Source organism: Staphylococcus sp. HMSC06C11, assembly GCF_001808345.1.
Classification (GTDB): Bacteria; Bacillota; Bacilli; order Staphylococcales; family Staphylococcaceae; genus Staphylococcus; species Staphylococcus capitis.
Genome location: NZ_KV793035.1, coordinates 1 through 17,046, shown reverse-complemented (window position 1 = coordinate 17,046; position 17,046 = coordinate 1). Strand labels below are relative to the sequence as shown.

The following is a 17,046-nucleotide window of genomic DNA, read 5'->3' as shown; positions in this document are numbered from 1 at the left end:
ATTTTTACCTCTCACAAAACTAATATGAGGTAAAGGCTGAATAAATTCTTTAGGGTTAGAAATACTTTTATTTTTAACTAAGTGGCTCCAAAATTGTTTTGAAATTTCAAATTGCTCATTAATTTCTTTTGCTTTTTCAATATCAATTGAACCATCAGGCTTTCTTACTGTATAGTTCAGTTCACATAAAGCAGCATGGCCAGTTCCGGCATTATGACGTTCATTAGAACTTTCAATCCCTGGACGATCTAAACGTTCATATAGTTTAATATTCCAATTAGGTTCTATTTCTTTAAGCATAGAACCAAAAGTAGTACTTAATACCCCAGCACCAATAATGACAACTGTTTTTGACTCTTTAGTATTCATAAATAATTCCTCTTCCCTTTTTGTGACTAAGTAGTAGTATAATACAATTCAACTTATAATAAAAATACTCATTTTTAATCTGACTTATTCCATAAAAGAATAGGTTTAAAAGCAACTAAAAAACTCTAAAAGATGCGTTAAAGATTTATAAAACTTTAATATATCTTTTTTAGGTGAAAACTTCTGATAATTGTAGGTTCTCTCATTATCTATGATTATTACTTTCTAACTGTATCTAGAAAATCATCTCCCCAATTACAAATTGAAAATACTACTTTATCAAGCTTTAGTCCTATTTCAGTCAATCTATAATCTACTTTAGGAGGGACTACTGGATAGACCGTCCTTTCGAGAATTTTGTCTTGTTCTAGTTCTCTAAGTTGTCTTATTAACATTCGCTGGTTGATATCAGGTAGTTTATTTTGTAATTCACTTAACCTTAAACGATTACTCTGCAAAAGATGGTAAACAATGGCAATTTTCCATCTTCCACCAATGACAGACAGGGCTAAATCTTTCGATGTATAAAATTCTTTATTATTATATTCAATTAACAAAACGAATCCTCCATTTTTATATAGTGACAAAAATGTCAGTATTGTTATTCTAAACAACTAATACCATAATAGCATTATAAAAGATAGAGAGGAGAAATTTTAATGAAATTACAATTAGCAATCGATTTATTAGACCAAAAAGAAGCAGCAAAATTAGCTCAAGAAGTAGAGGAATTCATTGATATCGTAGAAATTGGAACACCAATCGTTATAAATGAAGGACTATCTGCTGTTGAACATATGAGTAAATCAGTCACTAACACACAAGTATTAGCAGACCTGAAAATTATGGATGCTGCTAGTTATGAAGTAAGTCAAGCTGTAAAATTCGGTGCTGATATCGTAACAATTCTGGGTGTTTCTGAAGATGCTTCAATTAAAAGTGCTATCGAAGAAGCGCACAACAATGGCAAAGAATTATTAGTTGATATGATCGCAGTTCAAAATTTAGAACAACGTGCAGCTGAATTAGATAAAATGGGTGCTGATTATATTGCAGTACATACGGGTTATGATTTACAAGCTAAAGGTGTATCACCTTTAGAAAGTTTACGTACTGTTAAATCAGTTATTTCAAATTCAAAAGTAGCCGTAGCAGGCGGTATCAAACCCGATACAATTAAATCAGTGGCAGTTGAACAACCAGATTTAATTATTGTTGGTGGTGGCATTGCAAACGCTGACGATCCAAAAGCTGCTGCTAAACAATGTCGTGATATAATTGATGGAAATGCTTAACTATTTTTAATATATGTATTGAAAGGTAATGTTGTAATATGACTAAAAAAGTAGCAATCATTTTAGCAGATGAATTTGAAGATATAGAATTAACTAGTCCAAAAGAGGCATTAGAAAATGCTGGATTTGAGACTGAGATTATTGGTGATACAGCTAATCATGAAGTTGTTGGTAAACATGGTGAAAAAGTAACTGTAGATGTTAGTATCGCAGATGCTAAACCAGAAAATTATGACGCATTATTAATTCCTGGTGGATTTTCCCCTGACCATTTACGTGGTGATGAAGAAGGTCGTTATGGTACATTTACTAAGTATTTCACTCAAAATGATGTACCAACATTTGCGATTTGTCATGGCCCACTATTATTAGTTGATACTGATGATTTAAATGGACGTACAATAACTGGTGTTATCAATGTACGTAAAGATTTATCTAATGCAGGAGCACATGTTGTTGATAAATCAGTTGTAGTAGACAACAATATTGTAACAAGTCGTGTACCAGATGACTTAGATGATTTCAATAGAGAGATTATTAAACAATTAGAAGCATAAATTAAGATCCATTATAAATAATTATTTGATAGATTAGACTATCGACAAAGATCTAAAATTTGTCGATAGTTTTTTATTATTAATTTTGAAGCTCCAATTTTATTAAGATATATACATCAAATAATTCATAACGTCGTATTACATATTTTGCATTCCTATACACTATGATGTTATAATACATTTAACGAAGATTATATGCATATATGCACCAATCCCCTCACTATTTGTGGTAGTGAGGGGATTTTTGATGCGGCTTAACGTCGCCTTCTATTTATTACGTTTACTACTAAGCCAGTAAGTAAAATACGCAACTGCACAGCCACTAATGACTGGTGCAATGATGTGAACGAAGATCATAAGCATATTAAGCACCTCCTTCCGTCGAAAATACCGCCGGAAGTTAAGGCGACTCTATTATTATATCATCTGTAAACACGTAAGCATATCCACTTCCGATAAGTGAACTTATGTCAAAAGTATTATCTATTAAAAAACAAATTACCTTTATTATTAAGTCTACTTAGTCATAATCAAAGTCATATTAGCGTACATAATTAAGTCGAATTATGATTTTTAGAAAGCGCGTATTGGTCACTTGTATGATTTATCATACTGCTTATAAAGTATAAATAAATGAAAAATGTCTTACTCATGTTTGATAAATTCTTGTGATATTTTTTATATTAAACACTTACATTTTTGCTATAAAAATATTTTTGTACTCATCACTTTTTGAATAAAGTATCTCAAACATATCCCTAAATGATTCATTATAATGAACATAAAATAAAAGTAATAAGAAATTATTTAGGCCTTATTATTCAAAAACAAATTATAAAAACATCCAAAGCTAAACAGGAATATAGTCAAAAAGAGCTAAAACAAAATACAAAATGAGAAGCAAAACGACGCATTTGTTACATCAATATTTGATCAATCAAACCTAAAAGTCAAAATAAGATCACACTTAAGTGGTCTTATTTTTTATACGAAAAAAGTCCAAAAAAACAGACTCTATAGAGTCTCGACATCAAAAAAATCAGACTCTCGAGAGTCTAAAAATTTTTAAAGCCCGTCAAATCAATGTTAAGTAGAGTATTCTGACAATTGAAAGTGGTCTTGTAACAATTGTAAAGAGTCTGTAATAAATGTGGTATTATCCCCTTTAGTCAAATGCCTAAGAATGCTTATAATCACCTGTATATAAAGCTTTTAAGCTATTTATGATGAACAATTGATCATAATGAATAAAAGGTTAATCTTTCAGCTATGCTGAATACCACCAAGGGTGGTACTAGATTTCCTTATGCTCTTTGAGACTCCGAAAACAGACTCTATTTTTTGTAATATTTCCAAAAGTAAAACGTACTTGGAGACAAAAGAGGCTATTCTTTTCTTCATTTTTTTACTTTAAGTTCTTATTTTTATTTTCAAAATGAGTATTGTTAGTAAAATGATTGGAGATAAAAAAAGAGAAAACTAAGTAAATATCTTTACTTAGTTTAGGATAGAAAAGTTCAAATTTAAAATTTTATTCGGTCCGTTTCTTGAACATTAACGACTTATTTTTTACCTATATTGAATCCACATTTTGATTCTTTGGAACGATAAATACAACCTTTTCTTTCCGATCATTAACAAAATAAATAGCAAAAACGATTTTACTAAGTCACTTTTATAACTACAAAAGATTGCTAAAAAATATAAAAACGGTTAACACTTTTACATTTTTAAAAGTTAAAACAACGCTAAATGATTATTTGTTTTTCATTTTATGCGACATGTTTGAGCCATTATTAAACGAAGAATACTCGTTTATAGAAAAAAATAGGACTAAAACGTTTCTGTTTTAGTCCCACCTACTTGCTTAACTACAGTTCATTTTCAGATTTACTTAATTGCCATTGAAGATAAAGTTCGACTGCCGTTAAGAGAACATTAATCATTGCCAAAGTAACCTTAATCTTTTTCTTATTACGCATAAGAGTTCCTCCTTTCTTTAATAGCAGCATGTTATGTTGTGAAATTGTGACATTGTATTGATGTTATTTTGTTATCTCCTCCCTTACCTTTCGTTTGGTCTAGGTGGTTGCCTTAGCAACCACTTGATTAATAAAAAAAGAGAACATCTATTTAAAGATGCTCTCTAAATAAATCATTATTGATTAAATAAAGAAGTGATTGGTAAATGATCACGTCGTTTATTAAGCGTATGCATTTCAGCGAATTCAGACTTAAGAGATTTCATTAAGTATCCTTGCATTGATACAACGGTTTCATTTTTTTGAATAAGCATAGCTTTGAAACGTTTAAGAACATGAAGTATTTCTATTTCCATATCTTCTAACAAGTAGTAGCTATCAATCGCATTGTTGAAAGATGTTTTGGCTTTTAATAATACAGTTTTGATAATTTTAATTTCAGCTACTTCAAAGTTACTTAGATAGTTTTGAATACTTTGCGGTAGTTCTTCGAGTAATTGAAATTTTAAAGCCTCATTATTAAAGTTTGAATTGTCGTGATTTGAATGATTTGTATGATTACTAGGAAAAGTTAGTTTATTATCATTCAAATCATCCGTATCATTATTCTCAGTCTTAATATAATCAGTATCATTATAATCAGTATCATTAGGGTCTAAAATTTGGGATTCTGGACTCCCAAATTTTGAGAATCTGGAGTCCCAAAATTCGGGATTCTGGAGTCCCAAAATTTGGGAGTCCTTGTCATTATAGGTTATAGATGAGGATTGAATACTTTTTTCTACATTAATATTAGTTTCTATATCATGCAAATATAATTTATTAGGTTTATTAAATCCTGTACGTATTTGTTCAAGTAACCCTACTGCTTGAAGTTCTTTTTTAATTTTAGTAATTGTATTCTTGCTTTTATCTAATATATTCTGGAGACTTTCATTTGTAAAAATGAAATATATATCCCCATTATCATCGACCCAATTATTTTTAATCGACAAGCTAACTCTATCGTTGAGAATTGCATAAGTAACTTTGGCACTATCACTTAATTTTTTATATTTTTCATTAACAAATAATGCTTTATGTAGCATATAAAAGTTTTGATTTGCTTGATTTTTAATATTTTTACGAGACATAATAAAAAACCTCTTTCCAATTAAATTTGAATAGAGGTAATAAAACATTACAAATCCACATAACTTTTTGACTTGCAAACTGTAGATATTGTTGTATATAATACATATATCAAATTAAATAGCTAACGTATTGTAACGTTTTATTACCCAGTCCCAACTATTACCAGTAGTTGGGACTAAAACGTATTATGGACATTATATCATTAAAAAAGAACATATAAAAGATATTATAATCCCACTAAAAACCTTTTATAAACACTTGATAAGATTATTATCAAATGTTTATAAAAGGTTTTTTAAGAATACTTAAGATCCCTTTATAAAAGTATTTATGATAAAATTTATTTATAAAGGGTTGATAAAGTATTTATAAAGGGTTGAAGATATGAAGAGCGTTAAAGAAATAAGTGAAGAATTGGAAGTTAGTAAACAGACTGTATTTAATAATATAAAAAGATTGAATATAGAAACAGTGAAACAGGATAATACTTCATTCATTAAAAATGATGTTGATGTAGAAAAAATCATTCAAAGAGTAATCAGAAATAAAAAGAAATATGGCTTTGAAAGTGCTAATGTAAGTTCAGAGAAAGTTAAAACAGATAATAAAAAAAACGAATCTAAATATGATGTTCAAATAATTGAACTACTCGAAAAGCAAATAGATACTTTAAATAAACAACTTGAAAAACAAGAAAAACGTCATGAAACGACAATAGAATTTTATAGAAAAGAATTACAAGAAAGGTCGAAATTACTTGAAAACCAACAAGTATTAGCATTAGAAAGTAACAAAAAAATACAAAGGTTGGAGTCTGAGTTAGAAGAAGAAAGGCAACTCAATTATTCTGCTAATAAGAGGCAGGACATTGAAGTTCAAGAAACAATGGAAAATATGGATTCTATAAATAATGACTCAGATAGTCAAAAAGAAAAAATGGTTTCCCATTTTAGGGATGAAAGTAAAGATAAACATGAGGATAAGCAACAAGATAGTGAACTGCAACAAGGTAATAAAATAGATGGTGAGCAGAAAGAGGATATCAGAAACGAAAATCATTCTAAAAAAAGTTTTTGGAGTAAACTGTTTGGTAATTAAAAATGACTATAAAAGGTGTATCAAGAGTTTATAAACCCTTGATACACCTTTTATAGTGATGGAACTTCTGATAATCATCAGTTATGTTAAACTCTAACAAAAACTAAATTATCAGAAGAATTATCTAGGGTATTAAACATAGGTAAATCAATTTTCTATCGCCAATAGTATAAACATCATCCATATTAATCTGAAGATAGCTACATAATTCTTTAACAGCATAGCCTTTATTTGTATAAGGCGCCATAAACTCTATTAAATATGGTTTGTTTTGAGGTTTCTATGTTTAATCATTTAATTTTTCATTATATAAATCGAATAATTATAAAAAGTCATCATACTTTTTATTTTTTAAAAATATTTGAAAATTTAATAGTAATCCAATTATAAGATCAAATATCATTATCATTATAATCAAGGCAACTATAATCACTGTGACACTCGTTACATAACAAGCTAGTAATCTCCAGATAAAATTGACATTTTCACCAATTCCATAACTTAACATATTACAAAGTAGTAAAAGAATAATAATACCTATACTGTAAATTAAAATTGTCAGTGTATATTTTTTAATAACTCTATTAGGAAACAATAGTTCATCTATTAGGTTCTTTTTCACCAGTATCTCTCGTTCAATTCTATCTTTGTCACAGATTTTGATTTTACTATTTTTTATTTTTTCCTCTAATAAAATAACCTCGAACGATCTGCTAATTTTTAATAAATATGCAGGAAAAGCTAATGTTAAGCATAATGTAATTAATTCATTTACATTGTTCATGTAACTTATAAAATAGATGAAAGTTGCTACTAGTGCTCCTAAAAATATAGTTATATTAAGTTCTACATCAAATATTTTAAAAATATCTGCTCTATTCATCAGTTAATCATCCTTTCAAGGTTTATTAATACTAATAAATTATTAGATATAGGTATATCATATTATTAATTTAAGAAATTGTCTTTTATAATTTTACTTAATAATAAAAAAGTAGAACCATTTAAAATTAATGGTTCTACTTTTTAACTATTACTAATTTTAAAAATAAACTAATCTACAATATCTAAAAATATATGTTTAGTACTATTTTTGTTTAGTTATATCAAGTGATTTGGGAATTAACAAATAGACAACTATTGAAATGATAATCATGATAATCCCACCTACTAAAGCAGTTGCTACAAAAGCATCATTAAATGATGTTACAGCCTCGTTTGCAAGCTGTTTTATCCCCGTAGCTTTAGCTACTTCGACAGCGCCCACTACAGATTCTTCAGCTACATGAGCTAAATCTCCAACTATACCTTTTGATGAAAAAGATGAAATATCTAAAAATACACGATAAAGCATAGAAGATAGGCTACCAAGTACTGCTACACCAAAAACATTTCCAAGGTCATACATAGACTCTTCAACAGCAGCTGCATTACCTGCTTTTGATGTAGGTGTTTCTAACATTATTAGAGCAGATGCAACTGCTAGTGAAGCCATACCAGCTCCAACTAAAATTAATGCTAAAGCCATTGTAGAATATGATAATGGATGACCAAAGAAATACATAATAAACATGCCAATGGCTGCAATTCCAATTCCGGAAGGTAACACTATTTTCGGTCCAAATCGCGCCGCTAATCCGGGTGCAATTGGTGCAAACACCATATCTCCTATTGCCATAGGTAATAGGTATAAGCCAGCTTTAAAAGGAGAAAGTTCTTCCACAACCTGTAACCATTGTGAAGCTAATAACAAAACAGATGCCATTGCAAACATTGTCATAAATGCAGCAATTGTACCAGCTGAAAATGATCTCTTTTTAAAAAGTCTTACGTCTAACATTGGATCAGAACTTGATAAATTACGTTTAACAAATATCACTATCATGGTAATTGCTAATACTATTACAACCCATGGAATAATATCTGCTAGTCCTTCTTTTGAAAATTCTTTGATACTCCATACCAGTCCAATCATGCCTGCAATTGATAAAATTGTAGAAGGAATATCCCACGAGTGAGACTTTTCTTTTGATAACTTAGACTCTGGTAATAAAAATAAACCTGCTACAACTGCTATTATCGCAAACGGTACATTAATTAAAAATGCCGAGTGCCATGAAAATTGCTCAAGTAAAGCTCCTCCGATAATTGGTCCAAAAACAGCACCTATCGATGAAGCGATTGACCATACAGCTAATGCAGTGGCCCTTTCTTTAGGGTTTTCAAAAATTACTCTTATCATTGAAAGAGTAGTTGGCATTATTAAAGCACCTGCAATACCAAGTAAAAATCGAATAGCTATTACGAACTCTGCACTTTCTGCGAAAAATATAGCTAATGAAACGAGGCCAAATAAAGCAAATCCAGTTAATAATGCTTTTTTTCTTCCCCATTTATCAGCAAAGGCACTCAATGGAATTATAAAGCCAGCTAAAACAAGAGAGTATATATCAACTATCCATAACTGTTGGGTACCAGAAGGCTCTAACTCTCTTACTAATTCCGGTAAAGCCATAATTAATATTGTCATATCCATTGTAACAACAAACAAACTAACAGCTAATACTACTAGTGCAGTCCATCTTTTTTTTGATGTCATCATATCAGTAGTTTTTGTAAAAAATGAAATCATTTAAGTTCCCTCCAATCCTTATAGACCGTGCGATCGGTCTATAAGGATTGTAATCTATTTTTTTACATATTACAACAAAAAATCTTGCGAAATTTAAATGGCTGTATTGTGTTATACAATTATTCTTTGAATTTTTTGTGCTATCATTGATAGTACTTAATACTCATTAAAGGCGTGATGAACTTGAAAGATAAAATACTAGGTGTCGCAAAGGAATTATTTATAAAAAATGGATATAATGCCACTACTACTGGAGAAATTGTTAAATTATCAGAAAGTAGTAAAGGGAATCTTTATTATCACTTTAAAACAAAAGAAAATCTATTTTTAGAAATTTTAAATATAGAAGAATCTAAATGGCAAGAACAGTGGAAAAAGGAACAAATCAAATGTAAAACTAATAGAGAAAAATTTTATTTATATAATGAACTATCTTTAACAACCGAATACTATTATCCACTTCAAAACGCAATAATTGAATTTTGCACTGAATATTATAAAACTAATAGCATTAATGAAAAAATGAATAAATTAGAAAACAAATATATAGATGCTTATCATGTAATTTTTAAGGAGGGTAATTTAAATGGCGAATGGTGTATTAATGATGTTAATGCTGTTAGTAAAATAGCAGCAAACGCTGTTAATGGAATTGTTACCTTTACACATGAACAAAATATTAATGAAAGAATTAAACTTATGAACAAGTTCTCTCAAATTTTTTTAAATGGACTTAGTAAATAATTATATATATATTCTTGAAATACCAATAAATATTATTTCTAAATTACGTTCGTTTTTAAGACAAAATTTCAATAGTACTACACAAAAGGAGAGTGCGAATTCGCACTCTCTTTTCTTGTCTTATTATTAGAATCTCATAATAGATGAATAACATATAATTTAGGACGCTGTGAGAAGATCTCATTTGCATTAACAATCCATTTATCAAGATAATCCCTTACCATTTTTAATTCTATAAACTGTCTGTCTTGTGATATTAACCTCTTTCGCAATCTTACTAATTGCTTTGCCTTCTTCTAACATTTCAACAACACGATGGTAGATAATACGTTTTTGAGGATCTTTAGCATTAGGTGAATATAGTAAAGGGCGTCCTTTATACACACCTTTTTCTTTCGCAACTTGAATACCTTGTGCTTGTCTACGTTTACTTTCATTTCGTTCTTGTTCTGAAACCATTGCTAAGATTTGAACGATTAAATCTTTCATAAATTTATCTAATAGTGGATTACCAATCACTTCATTCATCATAGGTAAACTAGTAATCATCAATTGAACTTCTTTATCCTTTAAATAATTAACTGTGTTAATCACTTCATCATAATTACGACCTAAGCGATCAATCGATTCTACTACAAATCTATCGCCCATTCTCACAAAGTTAAGTGCTTCTTGAAATACGGGTCTATTTTCTACTGACTTTCCCGATTGTTTCTCTGTAAATATTTTCTCTACGCCAAATGTTTTCAAATTATCTAGCTGTCTCTCTAAATTCTGATCTACCGAAGATACTCTTGCATAACCTATAATCATTCATTTTCACTCCACAATTAATATACACCCTAATCATACGTTTAAGTTATTATAAATTCAATAACTCTCTTTGTATGATTAGGGTGTACTCTAGTCATTTATTTTGTAAACCTTCCATATATAAGAACCAAAATAGTATAAATAAATATTATTAAAAACATAGTCGTGAACATAGACTGAATAAAACAAATAATAATATGATATACAACAGTAGGAGTGGACCCTAATATTTCTACAGACGTATTATTCAGTTTAAATATTAAATAATCGAAGAGAAATGAACTTCCTATTATAGATACGAGTCCAATGATAGGTAAAGTAAGAAATAATAATTTTCCCTTTTCGTAGTTTCTATATAATGCTAGAAATCTATCCTCATCTTTGTACATATGATCCAATAGAATTTTAGCAATTTTATAAGAAACTGGCACAGCTATAATTATTAATATAAAAATTGCAAATGGATTGGAAAAACTTAAAAAATATGTAATATAAATTGAAATCAAGGGAATTGTCGATAAAAAGCATATATCTAATATAAGTTTTTTGTCTTCCCTTCCATTACTTTTCTTTTCAAGAAATTCTATATCTTTTTGATACTCTTCGTTGTTTTGAATGTTTTTTAAATATGATTTAACCTTTTTCATTTAATACTCCCATCTTGTCTTTGTATTCAACTAATTAGCCTTAATGTTAGCAATTTTATAGTATCAAAGAAAATCAATAATTCTAATTATAGAATTGCACTTACTTTTCTTATATTTTTGCATTCATCTACACTTGGTGATATACTGAATTTAACAAATAGTGTACTAGCATGATAAACACCGAGCCCGATAACTACTGCGAATAGTTATCGGGCTCTTTTGGTGTATTAGCTATATGTCGTCGCTAAATTACTTCTCACGATTATTCAGCCAATGAGAAAATAATGTGAGTATAACTCCTACTACGATAGGAGCTATAATAGTTACAAATAGTGTACTGAACATGATGTCACCTCCTTCCATGCTAAATACAGCACAGAAGTGAACGACGACCTTTGTATTATACCATTTCTAATAATTGAGTTACAGATGACTTCCGATAAGTCATTTTATGTTATATCTTTGCTTTTTTATAGTATCAAGACAAGAAGAAACTCGTTTCACTCGTTTCAAAAACCCTCCTGATTTTTAGAGAAAAATTCTTTTATTTCATCGTCTTTAATAAAATAATATGCCATCTTTCCTTTTTTATAAAAATCAAGTACATCATTTTTATATAAAAGTCTTAAATGATGTGAAGTTGAAGCAACACTTATTTTCAATATCAAAGAAATATCACAAACACACAACTCATCTTCTTTAATCAAAGATAATATGATTTTCAATTTCTTCTCATCACAAATTTTTTCTAAAATGTTAAGTAATTTCTTAGATTTATCATCTTCTAAAAAACTTAAAGCATTGTTAACTTTATCCTCATGTACACAGATCACATCACAAGCATTTTCATAGCTCATATAAAATCACACCCTAAATTAAAATATAAATCCTAAAATTGTCCCAATAGTGTCATTTTCAATAATAATAAATAAACCCTAAAGCTATGTAAATAACAGCCATAATCCAACGACTAAATTTCTCAACAATTTCTCCAACTCCTGGAATATTAGCTAATTTTTGTGCAGTAAATACCAAGAAGAAAATTAAAATTAAAAAGACAAACAAAGTAATTAATAAATCAGTAACACTTAATGTCACAAAATACGGAACAAATAAACCAATATTATCAGCACCACAACTTGCTATTGTAACAATTGCAACCGTACCAACTAATTTAGACAATCCTTTTTCATTCAATTCTTTTTTAGCTCTCTTTTCTCCTTCACAATCATCATAAATAGCTACTTTAATTCCTAAATAAATCGGTATTAACCCTAATAATCCTAATATCCATTTTTCAGGAACATAATTTAAGACAAAGGCAAAGAATAAACTTACGACAATCAATGCCACAGATCCTACATATTGACCAATATAAATATCTCGATATTCTTTCCTAGTCTTTGCTCTAGCAAAAAATATTAATAAAATCACTAATAAATCTACTGCTGTCGCAATATAAAGAATAGCAGCAGTTACAATAGTCTGAATCATAATTACACCTCATTCAAAAATATTTTTGAATGTATTATAACTTATGTTTTCAAATAATCATAGATGCTTTATTCCAATTGCTTTATTGACGTTGAGCCTCGGAACCCTTAACAATCCCAAAACTTGTCGAATGGTCGGCTTAATAGCTCACGCTATGCCGACATTCGTCTCCAAGTTTAGTTAAGGGTTCTTCTCAACGCACAATAAATTTTCTCGGCATAAATGCGTGTTCTAATTAATAAATATTCCATAAATCAAAAGTGCAATTGCTGAAATCAAAACCAATATGCTAGAAAGTATATCTAGCCTTTTATTTTCATTACGATTTCCTAACTCCCTAAAAAGACTACCAAAAGCAATTACCATTAAAATTGCACATGAAATATAAGGTTCTGTTGCAAAGTTGAATTTATAATATAATTTTAACAAAAAGGAGTCTTCTGTATGAACTATTTCAGATATAAACAATTTAACAAGGATGTTATCACTGTAGCCGTTGGCTACTATTTAAGATATGCATTGAGTTATCGTGATATATCTGAAATATTAAGGGAACGTGGTGTTAACGTTCATCATTCAACGGTCTACCGTTGGGTTCAAGAATATGCCCCAATTTTATATCAAATTTGGAAGAAAAAGCATAAAAAAGCTTATTACAAATGGCGTATTGATGAGACGTACATCAAAATAAAAGGAAAATGGAGCTATTTATATCGTGCCATTGATGCAGAGGGACATACATTAGATATTTGGTTGCGTAAGCAACGAGATAATCATTCGGCATATGCGTTTATCAAACGTCTCATTAAACAATTTGGAAAACCTAAAAAGGTAGTTACAGATCAGGCACCTTCAACGAAGGTAGCAATGGCTAAAGTAATTAAAGTTTTTAAACTTAAATCTGACTGTCATTGTACATCGAAATATCTGAATAACCTCATTGAGCAAGATCACCGTCATATTAAAGTAAGAAAGACAAGATATCAAAGTATCAATACGGCAAAGAATACTTTAAAAGGTATTGAATGTATTTACGCTCTATATAAAAAGAACCGCAGGTCTCTTCAGATCTACGGATTTTCGCCATGCCACGAAATTAGCATCATGCTAGCAAGTTAAGCGAACACTGACGTGATAAATTAGTGGTTAGCTATATTTTTTTACTTTGCAACAGAACCATAAAAAGTATATATTTATTTTCTTCTAGGTTTAAATACATAAATTAATCCTATTGTTATTAAAATCAAGATTTGGGATATAATCCCTAAAAAAATAGCATAACCAAAAGCTGTGAAAGGTTTAAAATATCCACTTGAAGCATAAGTGTTTATAAATAAATGAGAACATATTACTGATAATATAGTCCCAATTAATCTACTAATTAATACTAAAATATATGATTTATAATTTTTGATGAATAGGCCAATACCTATAGATATAACCACTAGAAGTATATAAAAAAGTGATATTCCTTTCTTATAATCAACAATCAAACAAACAAATTCAATTGGAATAAGTGAAATTAAGCAAATTATATATTTCGTTAAATTATTCATTAATAATTCCTCCTTTAATATTATTAAATTTTTGTTAATTAATTTCGAAAAACTTTTATTAAATATTTAATTACTGTATATTATAAATGTAAATTTGAAAAATTTCTATAAGGAGTGATTATTTGAAAAAGTTATTTGTTTTTGTTTTCACTTTATTATTTACGTTAGCTTTTACTTCAATGAATTTCTTTAACTCAGCAAACGCCGAAGAAAATAACACTACTAATTATCAGGAATTACAAAAAGATGGAACTTTAGATAAGTCTGTTACTCAAGAGCAATGGAATCAATTCTTACAAAATTCAAGTCAAGCAAAACAGCAAATAGAAAATAAAAGCGATGTATCTACTAGATCTAGATTTCATTTAAAAGCTGGAGATGTTTTAATTTCTAATGCTACCAGTTCTTGGGGTTTAACTGGACATGCTGCAATTGCAATTAGCAGCAAAAAAATATTACATATTTATGGTAAAGGTCATCATCCAGCTACACATTCTTTATCTTGGTTTAAGAAAAGATATGCTAAGAAAGGTAAATGGATGAAAATTTATCGTTCAAAAAAACATGGAGCAGGTTCTAAAGCAGCTAGATGGGCTAGAAAACATTATGTAGGTAAAAAATACAGATATGGTATTAATACTCATCTATCTAAAAGAAATCCTACGTATTGTTCAAAAATTGTTTATCAAGCATATAGATATGGAATAGGTAGAAAAGCAATGTCTTCACCAACACCAATAGTTTCACCATATACATTACCTAATTTTTCTTCTAATTCTTATAAGTTAAAAAGAGTGAAAACTTATTAAGATTTTTAAACTTCCTATGCTAATAAGCCTCTTACAAATTTGTATGTGCTAAACTGTTTGTGTCAGATGACATTAGATAGCATCTCCTCGTGTTGATTATTTTGATTGGCTAACCAATATTAATTCTAGCAAGAAGAGATGCATTTTTTTGTGACAACGGTAGAACCTGTTCTGAACCATACGCTATGCGTATGGTATTCTTTATACAAACAAAAAACAGGGTACTACTTTAAAGTAATACCCTGTTTTAAAATTAAATTTTAATTTATTAAACAAATTTAAGTACTTGGTCAACGATTTTAGCAATTGTATTAGCAATGCCAAAGCCCATGTCTACCCAGTCTTGTTTGACATGTAAACCTGAATTTACTGCATTATGTAATGATTCAACAATACCTGACATAAATGTACACTCCTTTATACAAATTAAAATGATGTAACCATATAAGTTTGTAACATTTCTAGAATGATTTGTAAACTTAATTTACACTATTTTAATATATCACATCATTAACAATGACAAAAAATACCGGACTCTATATTAAATAGAATCTGGTATTTTTGATTTGTCCATCCATTTTTTTAATATAAAAAGATGTTATTAATATCATGCTCTTGGAGATTATATATAAATTTAGTATTCAATATTTGGTATTTTATTTACATGTTTTTGATAACGTTTAAGTACACTATAACCAATAGTACAAATAGCTATTGCTACAAATAATTTTTTCAAATTTGTCATTCCTTTACTCTATTTGTTTTCATAATAATTTAATTCTAAATCTTTAGATGTTTGTTTTCGAATAGTTCTCATTAATCCAATATCATTAACTAATGATTGGCCATAAGATGGTATCATTTTTTTGATTTTTGGTGTCCATTTTGATTCATATTCTGAGAAGTTTTTTTCAAGTACTTCTAAAGCTACAGAAACTGAAGTTGAAGCCCCAGGTGATTCTCCTAGTAAAGCAATAATTGAGTGATCTTTAGAATTAACTACTTCCGTTCCAAATTGAATATAACCTTTTCCATGTTCAGGTGTATCTTTGATGACTTGTACACGTTTACCAGCAGTATATAACTGCCAATCTTCATCACGTGCTTCTGGATAAAACGTACGTAAATGATTCATACACCCTTCTTTAGTCATTAATATTTGATCAAACGAATATTTAATTAAAGGAAGGTTTTTAACTGCAGAAGATAAAAGTGTTGTAATATTATATGGCTTAATCGATTTAAATAAATCTAAATTCGAACCATTTTTTAAGAATTTAGGGCCTACACTAGCAAATGGGCCAAATAATAAGGTACGTTCACCATCAATATAACGTGTATCCAAGTGAGGTACAGTCATAGGTGGTGTACCTTTAGGCTCTTTACCATATACCTTAGCGTCATGCTTGGCTATGGTATCAGGGTTAGTACAAATTAAGAATTGACCTGTAATTGGGAAACCACCCAAATTTTTGCTTTCTGGAATACCTGTTTTTTGTAATAATGGAATGGCTCCACCACCAGCACCAATAAATACATAATCAGCAAGTTCTGTTTGCACATCACCACTATTGCGTTGACGTACTTTAACTTCCCATTTACCATCTTTTCGATGATTAAAATCTATGACTTCATGATTATATTGAACATTAGCATTCGGATGTTGTTCAATATTTTTAGCCATTTTTCGAGTAAGCTCACCAAAATTAACATCTGTACCTTCATTAATTTTACTAGCGGCCATAATGTCACTCGAATTATGCCCTTTCATCATTAAAGGAATCCATTTTCTCATTTCCTCAATATCTTCCGTATATTCAATATTGTCAAACATCGGAAAATCTTTCATCGCATAATAGCGATCTTTTAAAAATTGAACATTATTTTTACCTCTCACAAAACTAATATGAGGTAAA

General features: G+C 29.2%; 20 protein-coding genes and 2 pseudogenes. 6 read left to right on the top strand and 16 right to left on the bottom strand.

Annotated elements, in window-relative coordinates:
- Both HMPREF3154_RS02670 and HMPREF3154_RS02665 read right to left on the bottom strand, forming a co-directional pair.
- Window positions 1-369 (bottom strand): malate:quinone oxidoreductase (locus HMPREF3154_RS02670; RefSeq protein WP_176744659.1); only part of this gene is annotated, 369 nt, incomplete at its 3' end.
- Window positions 370-587: 218 nt separating this feature from the next.
- Window positions 588-926 carry a winged helix-turn-helix transcriptional regulator gene (locus tag HMPREF3154_RS02665; RefSeq protein ID WP_002436858.1) on the bottom strand — a complete coding sequence of 113 codons (339 nt, stop codon included), beginning with the start codon at window positions 924-926 and terminating at the stop codon, window positions 588-590.
- A 102-nt stretch (window positions 927-1,028) separates the two neighbouring features.
- On the opposite strand from HMPREF3154_RS02665, the gene hxlA reads away from it, so the two are divergent.
- Together hxlA and HMPREF3154_RS02655 are read left to right on the top strand one after the other, a co-directional pair.
- The gene (gene hxlA, locus HMPREF3154_RS02660; RefSeq protein ID WP_002441945.1) at window positions 1,029-1,664 is read left to right on the top strand and encodes a 3-hexulose-6-phosphate synthase; all 636 of its coding nucleotides are present in this window, start codon (window positions 1,029-1,031) and stop codon (window positions 1,662-1,664) included.
- Window positions 1,665-1,702: 38 nt separating this feature from the next.
- On the top strand, window positions 1,703-2,221 hold the full coding sequence (locus HMPREF3154_RS02655) for a type 1 glutamine amidotransferase domain-containing protein (RefSeq protein ID WP_002441943.1): 519 nt from the start codon (window positions 1,703-1,705) through the stop codon (window positions 2,219-2,221).
- Between the two features lie 267 nt (window positions 2,222-2,488).
- Here HMPREF3154_RS02655 and HMPREF3154_RS11350 read toward each other — a convergent pair whose 3' ends face one another.
- Window positions 2,489-2,584 (bottom strand): type I toxin-antitoxin system Fst family toxin, encoded by a 96-nt coding sequence (locus HMPREF3154_RS11350; protein ID WP_002441941.1) that lies wholly within the window; start codon window positions 2,582-2,584, stop codon window positions 2,489-2,491.
- A gap of 1,795 nt (window positions 2,585-4,379) precedes the next feature.
- Window positions 4,380-5,336, bottom strand: coding sequence for a replication initiator protein A (locus HMPREF3154_RS02650; RefSeq protein ID WP_070474316.1), 957 nt, complete (start codon window positions 5,334-5,336; stop codon window positions 4,380-4,382).
- 385 nt (window positions 5,337-5,721) lie between these two features.
- On the opposite strand from HMPREF3154_RS02650, the gene HMPREF3154_RS02645 reads away from it, so the two are divergent.
- Window positions 5,722-6,435 carry a DUF536 domain-containing protein gene (locus HMPREF3154_RS02645; RefSeq protein WP_002500633.1) on the top strand — a complete coding sequence of 238 codons (714 nt, stop codon included), beginning with the start codon at window positions 5,722-5,724 and terminating at the stop codon, window positions 6,433-6,435.
- 124 nt (window positions 6,436-6,559) lie between these two features.
- Here the strand turns inward: HMPREF3154_RS02645 and HMPREF3154_RS11765 are convergent.
- The 3 genes and pseudogenes from HMPREF3154_RS11765 to HMPREF3154_RS02635 all read right to left on the bottom strand — a co-directional run.
- Window positions 6,560-6,694, bottom strand: a pseudogene (locus HMPREF3154_RS11765) (HAD hydrolase family protein); the annotation flags it as partial.
- A gap of 63 nt (window positions 6,695-6,757) precedes the next feature.
- Window positions 6,758-7,318, bottom strand: a complete 561-nt coding sequence (locus HMPREF3154_RS02640; RefSeq protein ID WP_001077893.1) for a hypothetical protein — start codon at window positions 7,316-7,318, stop codon at window positions 6,758-6,760.
- Between the two features lie 204 nt (window positions 7,319-7,522).
- On the bottom strand, window positions 7,523-9,067 hold the full coding sequence (locus HMPREF3154_RS02635) for a quaternary ammonium compound efflux MFS transporter QacA (protein WP_000622776.1): 1,545 nt from the start codon (window positions 9,065-9,067) through the stop codon (window positions 7,523-7,525).
- A 177-nt stretch (window positions 9,068-9,244) separates the two neighbouring features.
- On the opposite strand from HMPREF3154_RS02635, the gene qacR reads away from it, so the two are divergent.
- Window positions 9,245-9,811 (top strand): multidrug-binding transcriptional regulator QacR, encoded by a 567-nt coding sequence (gene qacR / locus HMPREF3154_RS02630; protein WP_001832666.1) that lies wholly within the window; start codon window positions 9,245-9,247, stop codon window positions 9,809-9,811.
- A 204-nt stretch (window positions 9,812-10,015) separates the two neighbouring features.
- On the opposite strand, the gene HMPREF3154_RS02625 is transcribed toward qacR, so the two are convergent.
- The 5 genes and pseudogenes from HMPREF3154_RS02625 to HMPREF3154_RS02610 all read right to left on the bottom strand — a co-directional run bounded on the left by HMPREF3154_RS02625 (window position 10,016) and on the right by HMPREF3154_RS02610 (window position 12,765).
- The gene (locus HMPREF3154_RS02625) at window positions 10,016-10,624 is read right to left on the bottom strand and encodes a recombinase family protein (RefSeq protein WP_000583537.1); all 609 of its coding nucleotides are present in this window, start codon (window positions 10,622-10,624) and stop codon (window positions 10,016-10,018) included.
- A gap of 98 nt (window positions 10,625-10,722) precedes the next feature.
- Window positions 10,723-11,271, bottom strand: coding sequence for a hypothetical protein (locus HMPREF3154_RS02620; protein ID WP_002441962.1), 549 nt, complete (start codon window positions 11,269-11,271; stop codon window positions 10,723-10,725).
- A 249-nt stretch (window positions 11,272-11,520) separates the two neighbouring features.
- On the bottom strand, window positions 11,521-11,616 hold the full coding sequence (locus HMPREF3154_RS11200; protein WP_000493115.1) for a type I toxin-antitoxin system Fst family toxin: 96 nt from the start codon (window positions 11,614-11,616) through the stop codon (window positions 11,521-11,523).
- A 164-nt stretch (window positions 11,617-11,780) separates the two neighbouring features.
- A complete protein-coding gene (locus HMPREF3154_RS02615; RefSeq protein ID WP_002441960.1) occupies window positions 11,781-12,128 on the bottom strand; it encodes an ArsR/SmtB family transcription factor in 348 nt (115 codons plus the stop codon).
- Between the two features lie 18 nt (window positions 12,129-12,146).
- A pseudogene (locus tag HMPREF3154_RS02610) lies at window positions 12,147-12,765 on the bottom strand (CadD family cadmium resistance transporter).
- 444 nt (window positions 12,766-13,209) lie between these two features.
- Here HMPREF3154_RS02610 and HMPREF3154_RS02600 point away from each other — a divergent pair.
- A complete protein-coding gene (locus HMPREF3154_RS02600; protein WP_012818128.1) occupies window positions 13,210-13,884 on the top strand; it encodes an IS6 family transposase in 675 nt (224 codons plus the stop codon).
- A gap of 74 nt (window positions 13,885-13,958) precedes the next feature.
- Here HMPREF3154_RS02600 and HMPREF3154_RS02595 read toward each other — a convergent pair whose 3' ends face one another.
- On the bottom strand, window positions 13,959-14,321 hold the full coding sequence (locus tag HMPREF3154_RS02595) for a hypothetical protein (protein WP_002441953.1): 363 nt from the start codon (window positions 14,319-14,321) through the stop codon (window positions 13,959-13,961).
- A gap of 122 nt (window positions 14,322-14,443) precedes the next feature.
- Here HMPREF3154_RS02595 and HMPREF3154_RS02590 point away from each other — a divergent pair, with 122 nt between their 5' ends.
- A complete protein-coding gene (locus tag HMPREF3154_RS02590; RefSeq protein ID WP_002441952.1) occupies window positions 14,444-15,130 on the top strand; it encodes a YiiX/YebB-like N1pC/P60 family cysteine hydrolase in 687 nt (228 codons plus the stop codon).
- Window positions 15,131-15,398: 268 nt separating this feature from the next.
- On the opposite strand, the gene HMPREF3154_RS02585 is transcribed toward HMPREF3154_RS02590, so the two are convergent.
- The 3 genes from HMPREF3154_RS02585 to HMPREF3154_RS02580 all read right to left on the bottom strand — a co-directional run.
- Complete coding sequence (locus HMPREF3154_RS02585; protein ID WP_002436888.1) at window positions 15,399-15,533, bottom strand: beta-class phenol-soluble modulin; 135 nt, start codon at window positions 15,531-15,533, stop codon at window positions 15,399-15,401.
- A 231-nt stretch (window positions 15,534-15,764) separates the two neighbouring features.
- Window positions 15,765-15,875, bottom strand: coding sequence for an SE2200 family small protein (locus HMPREF3154_RS11195; RefSeq protein WP_080550853.1), 111 nt, complete (start codon window positions 15,873-15,875; stop codon window positions 15,765-15,767).
- Window positions 15,876-15,884: 9 nt separating this feature from the next.
- On the bottom strand, window positions 15,885-17,046 hold a 1,162-nt coding region (locus HMPREF3154_RS02580; protein WP_070474311.1), incomplete at its 5' end, for a malate:quinone oxidoreductase.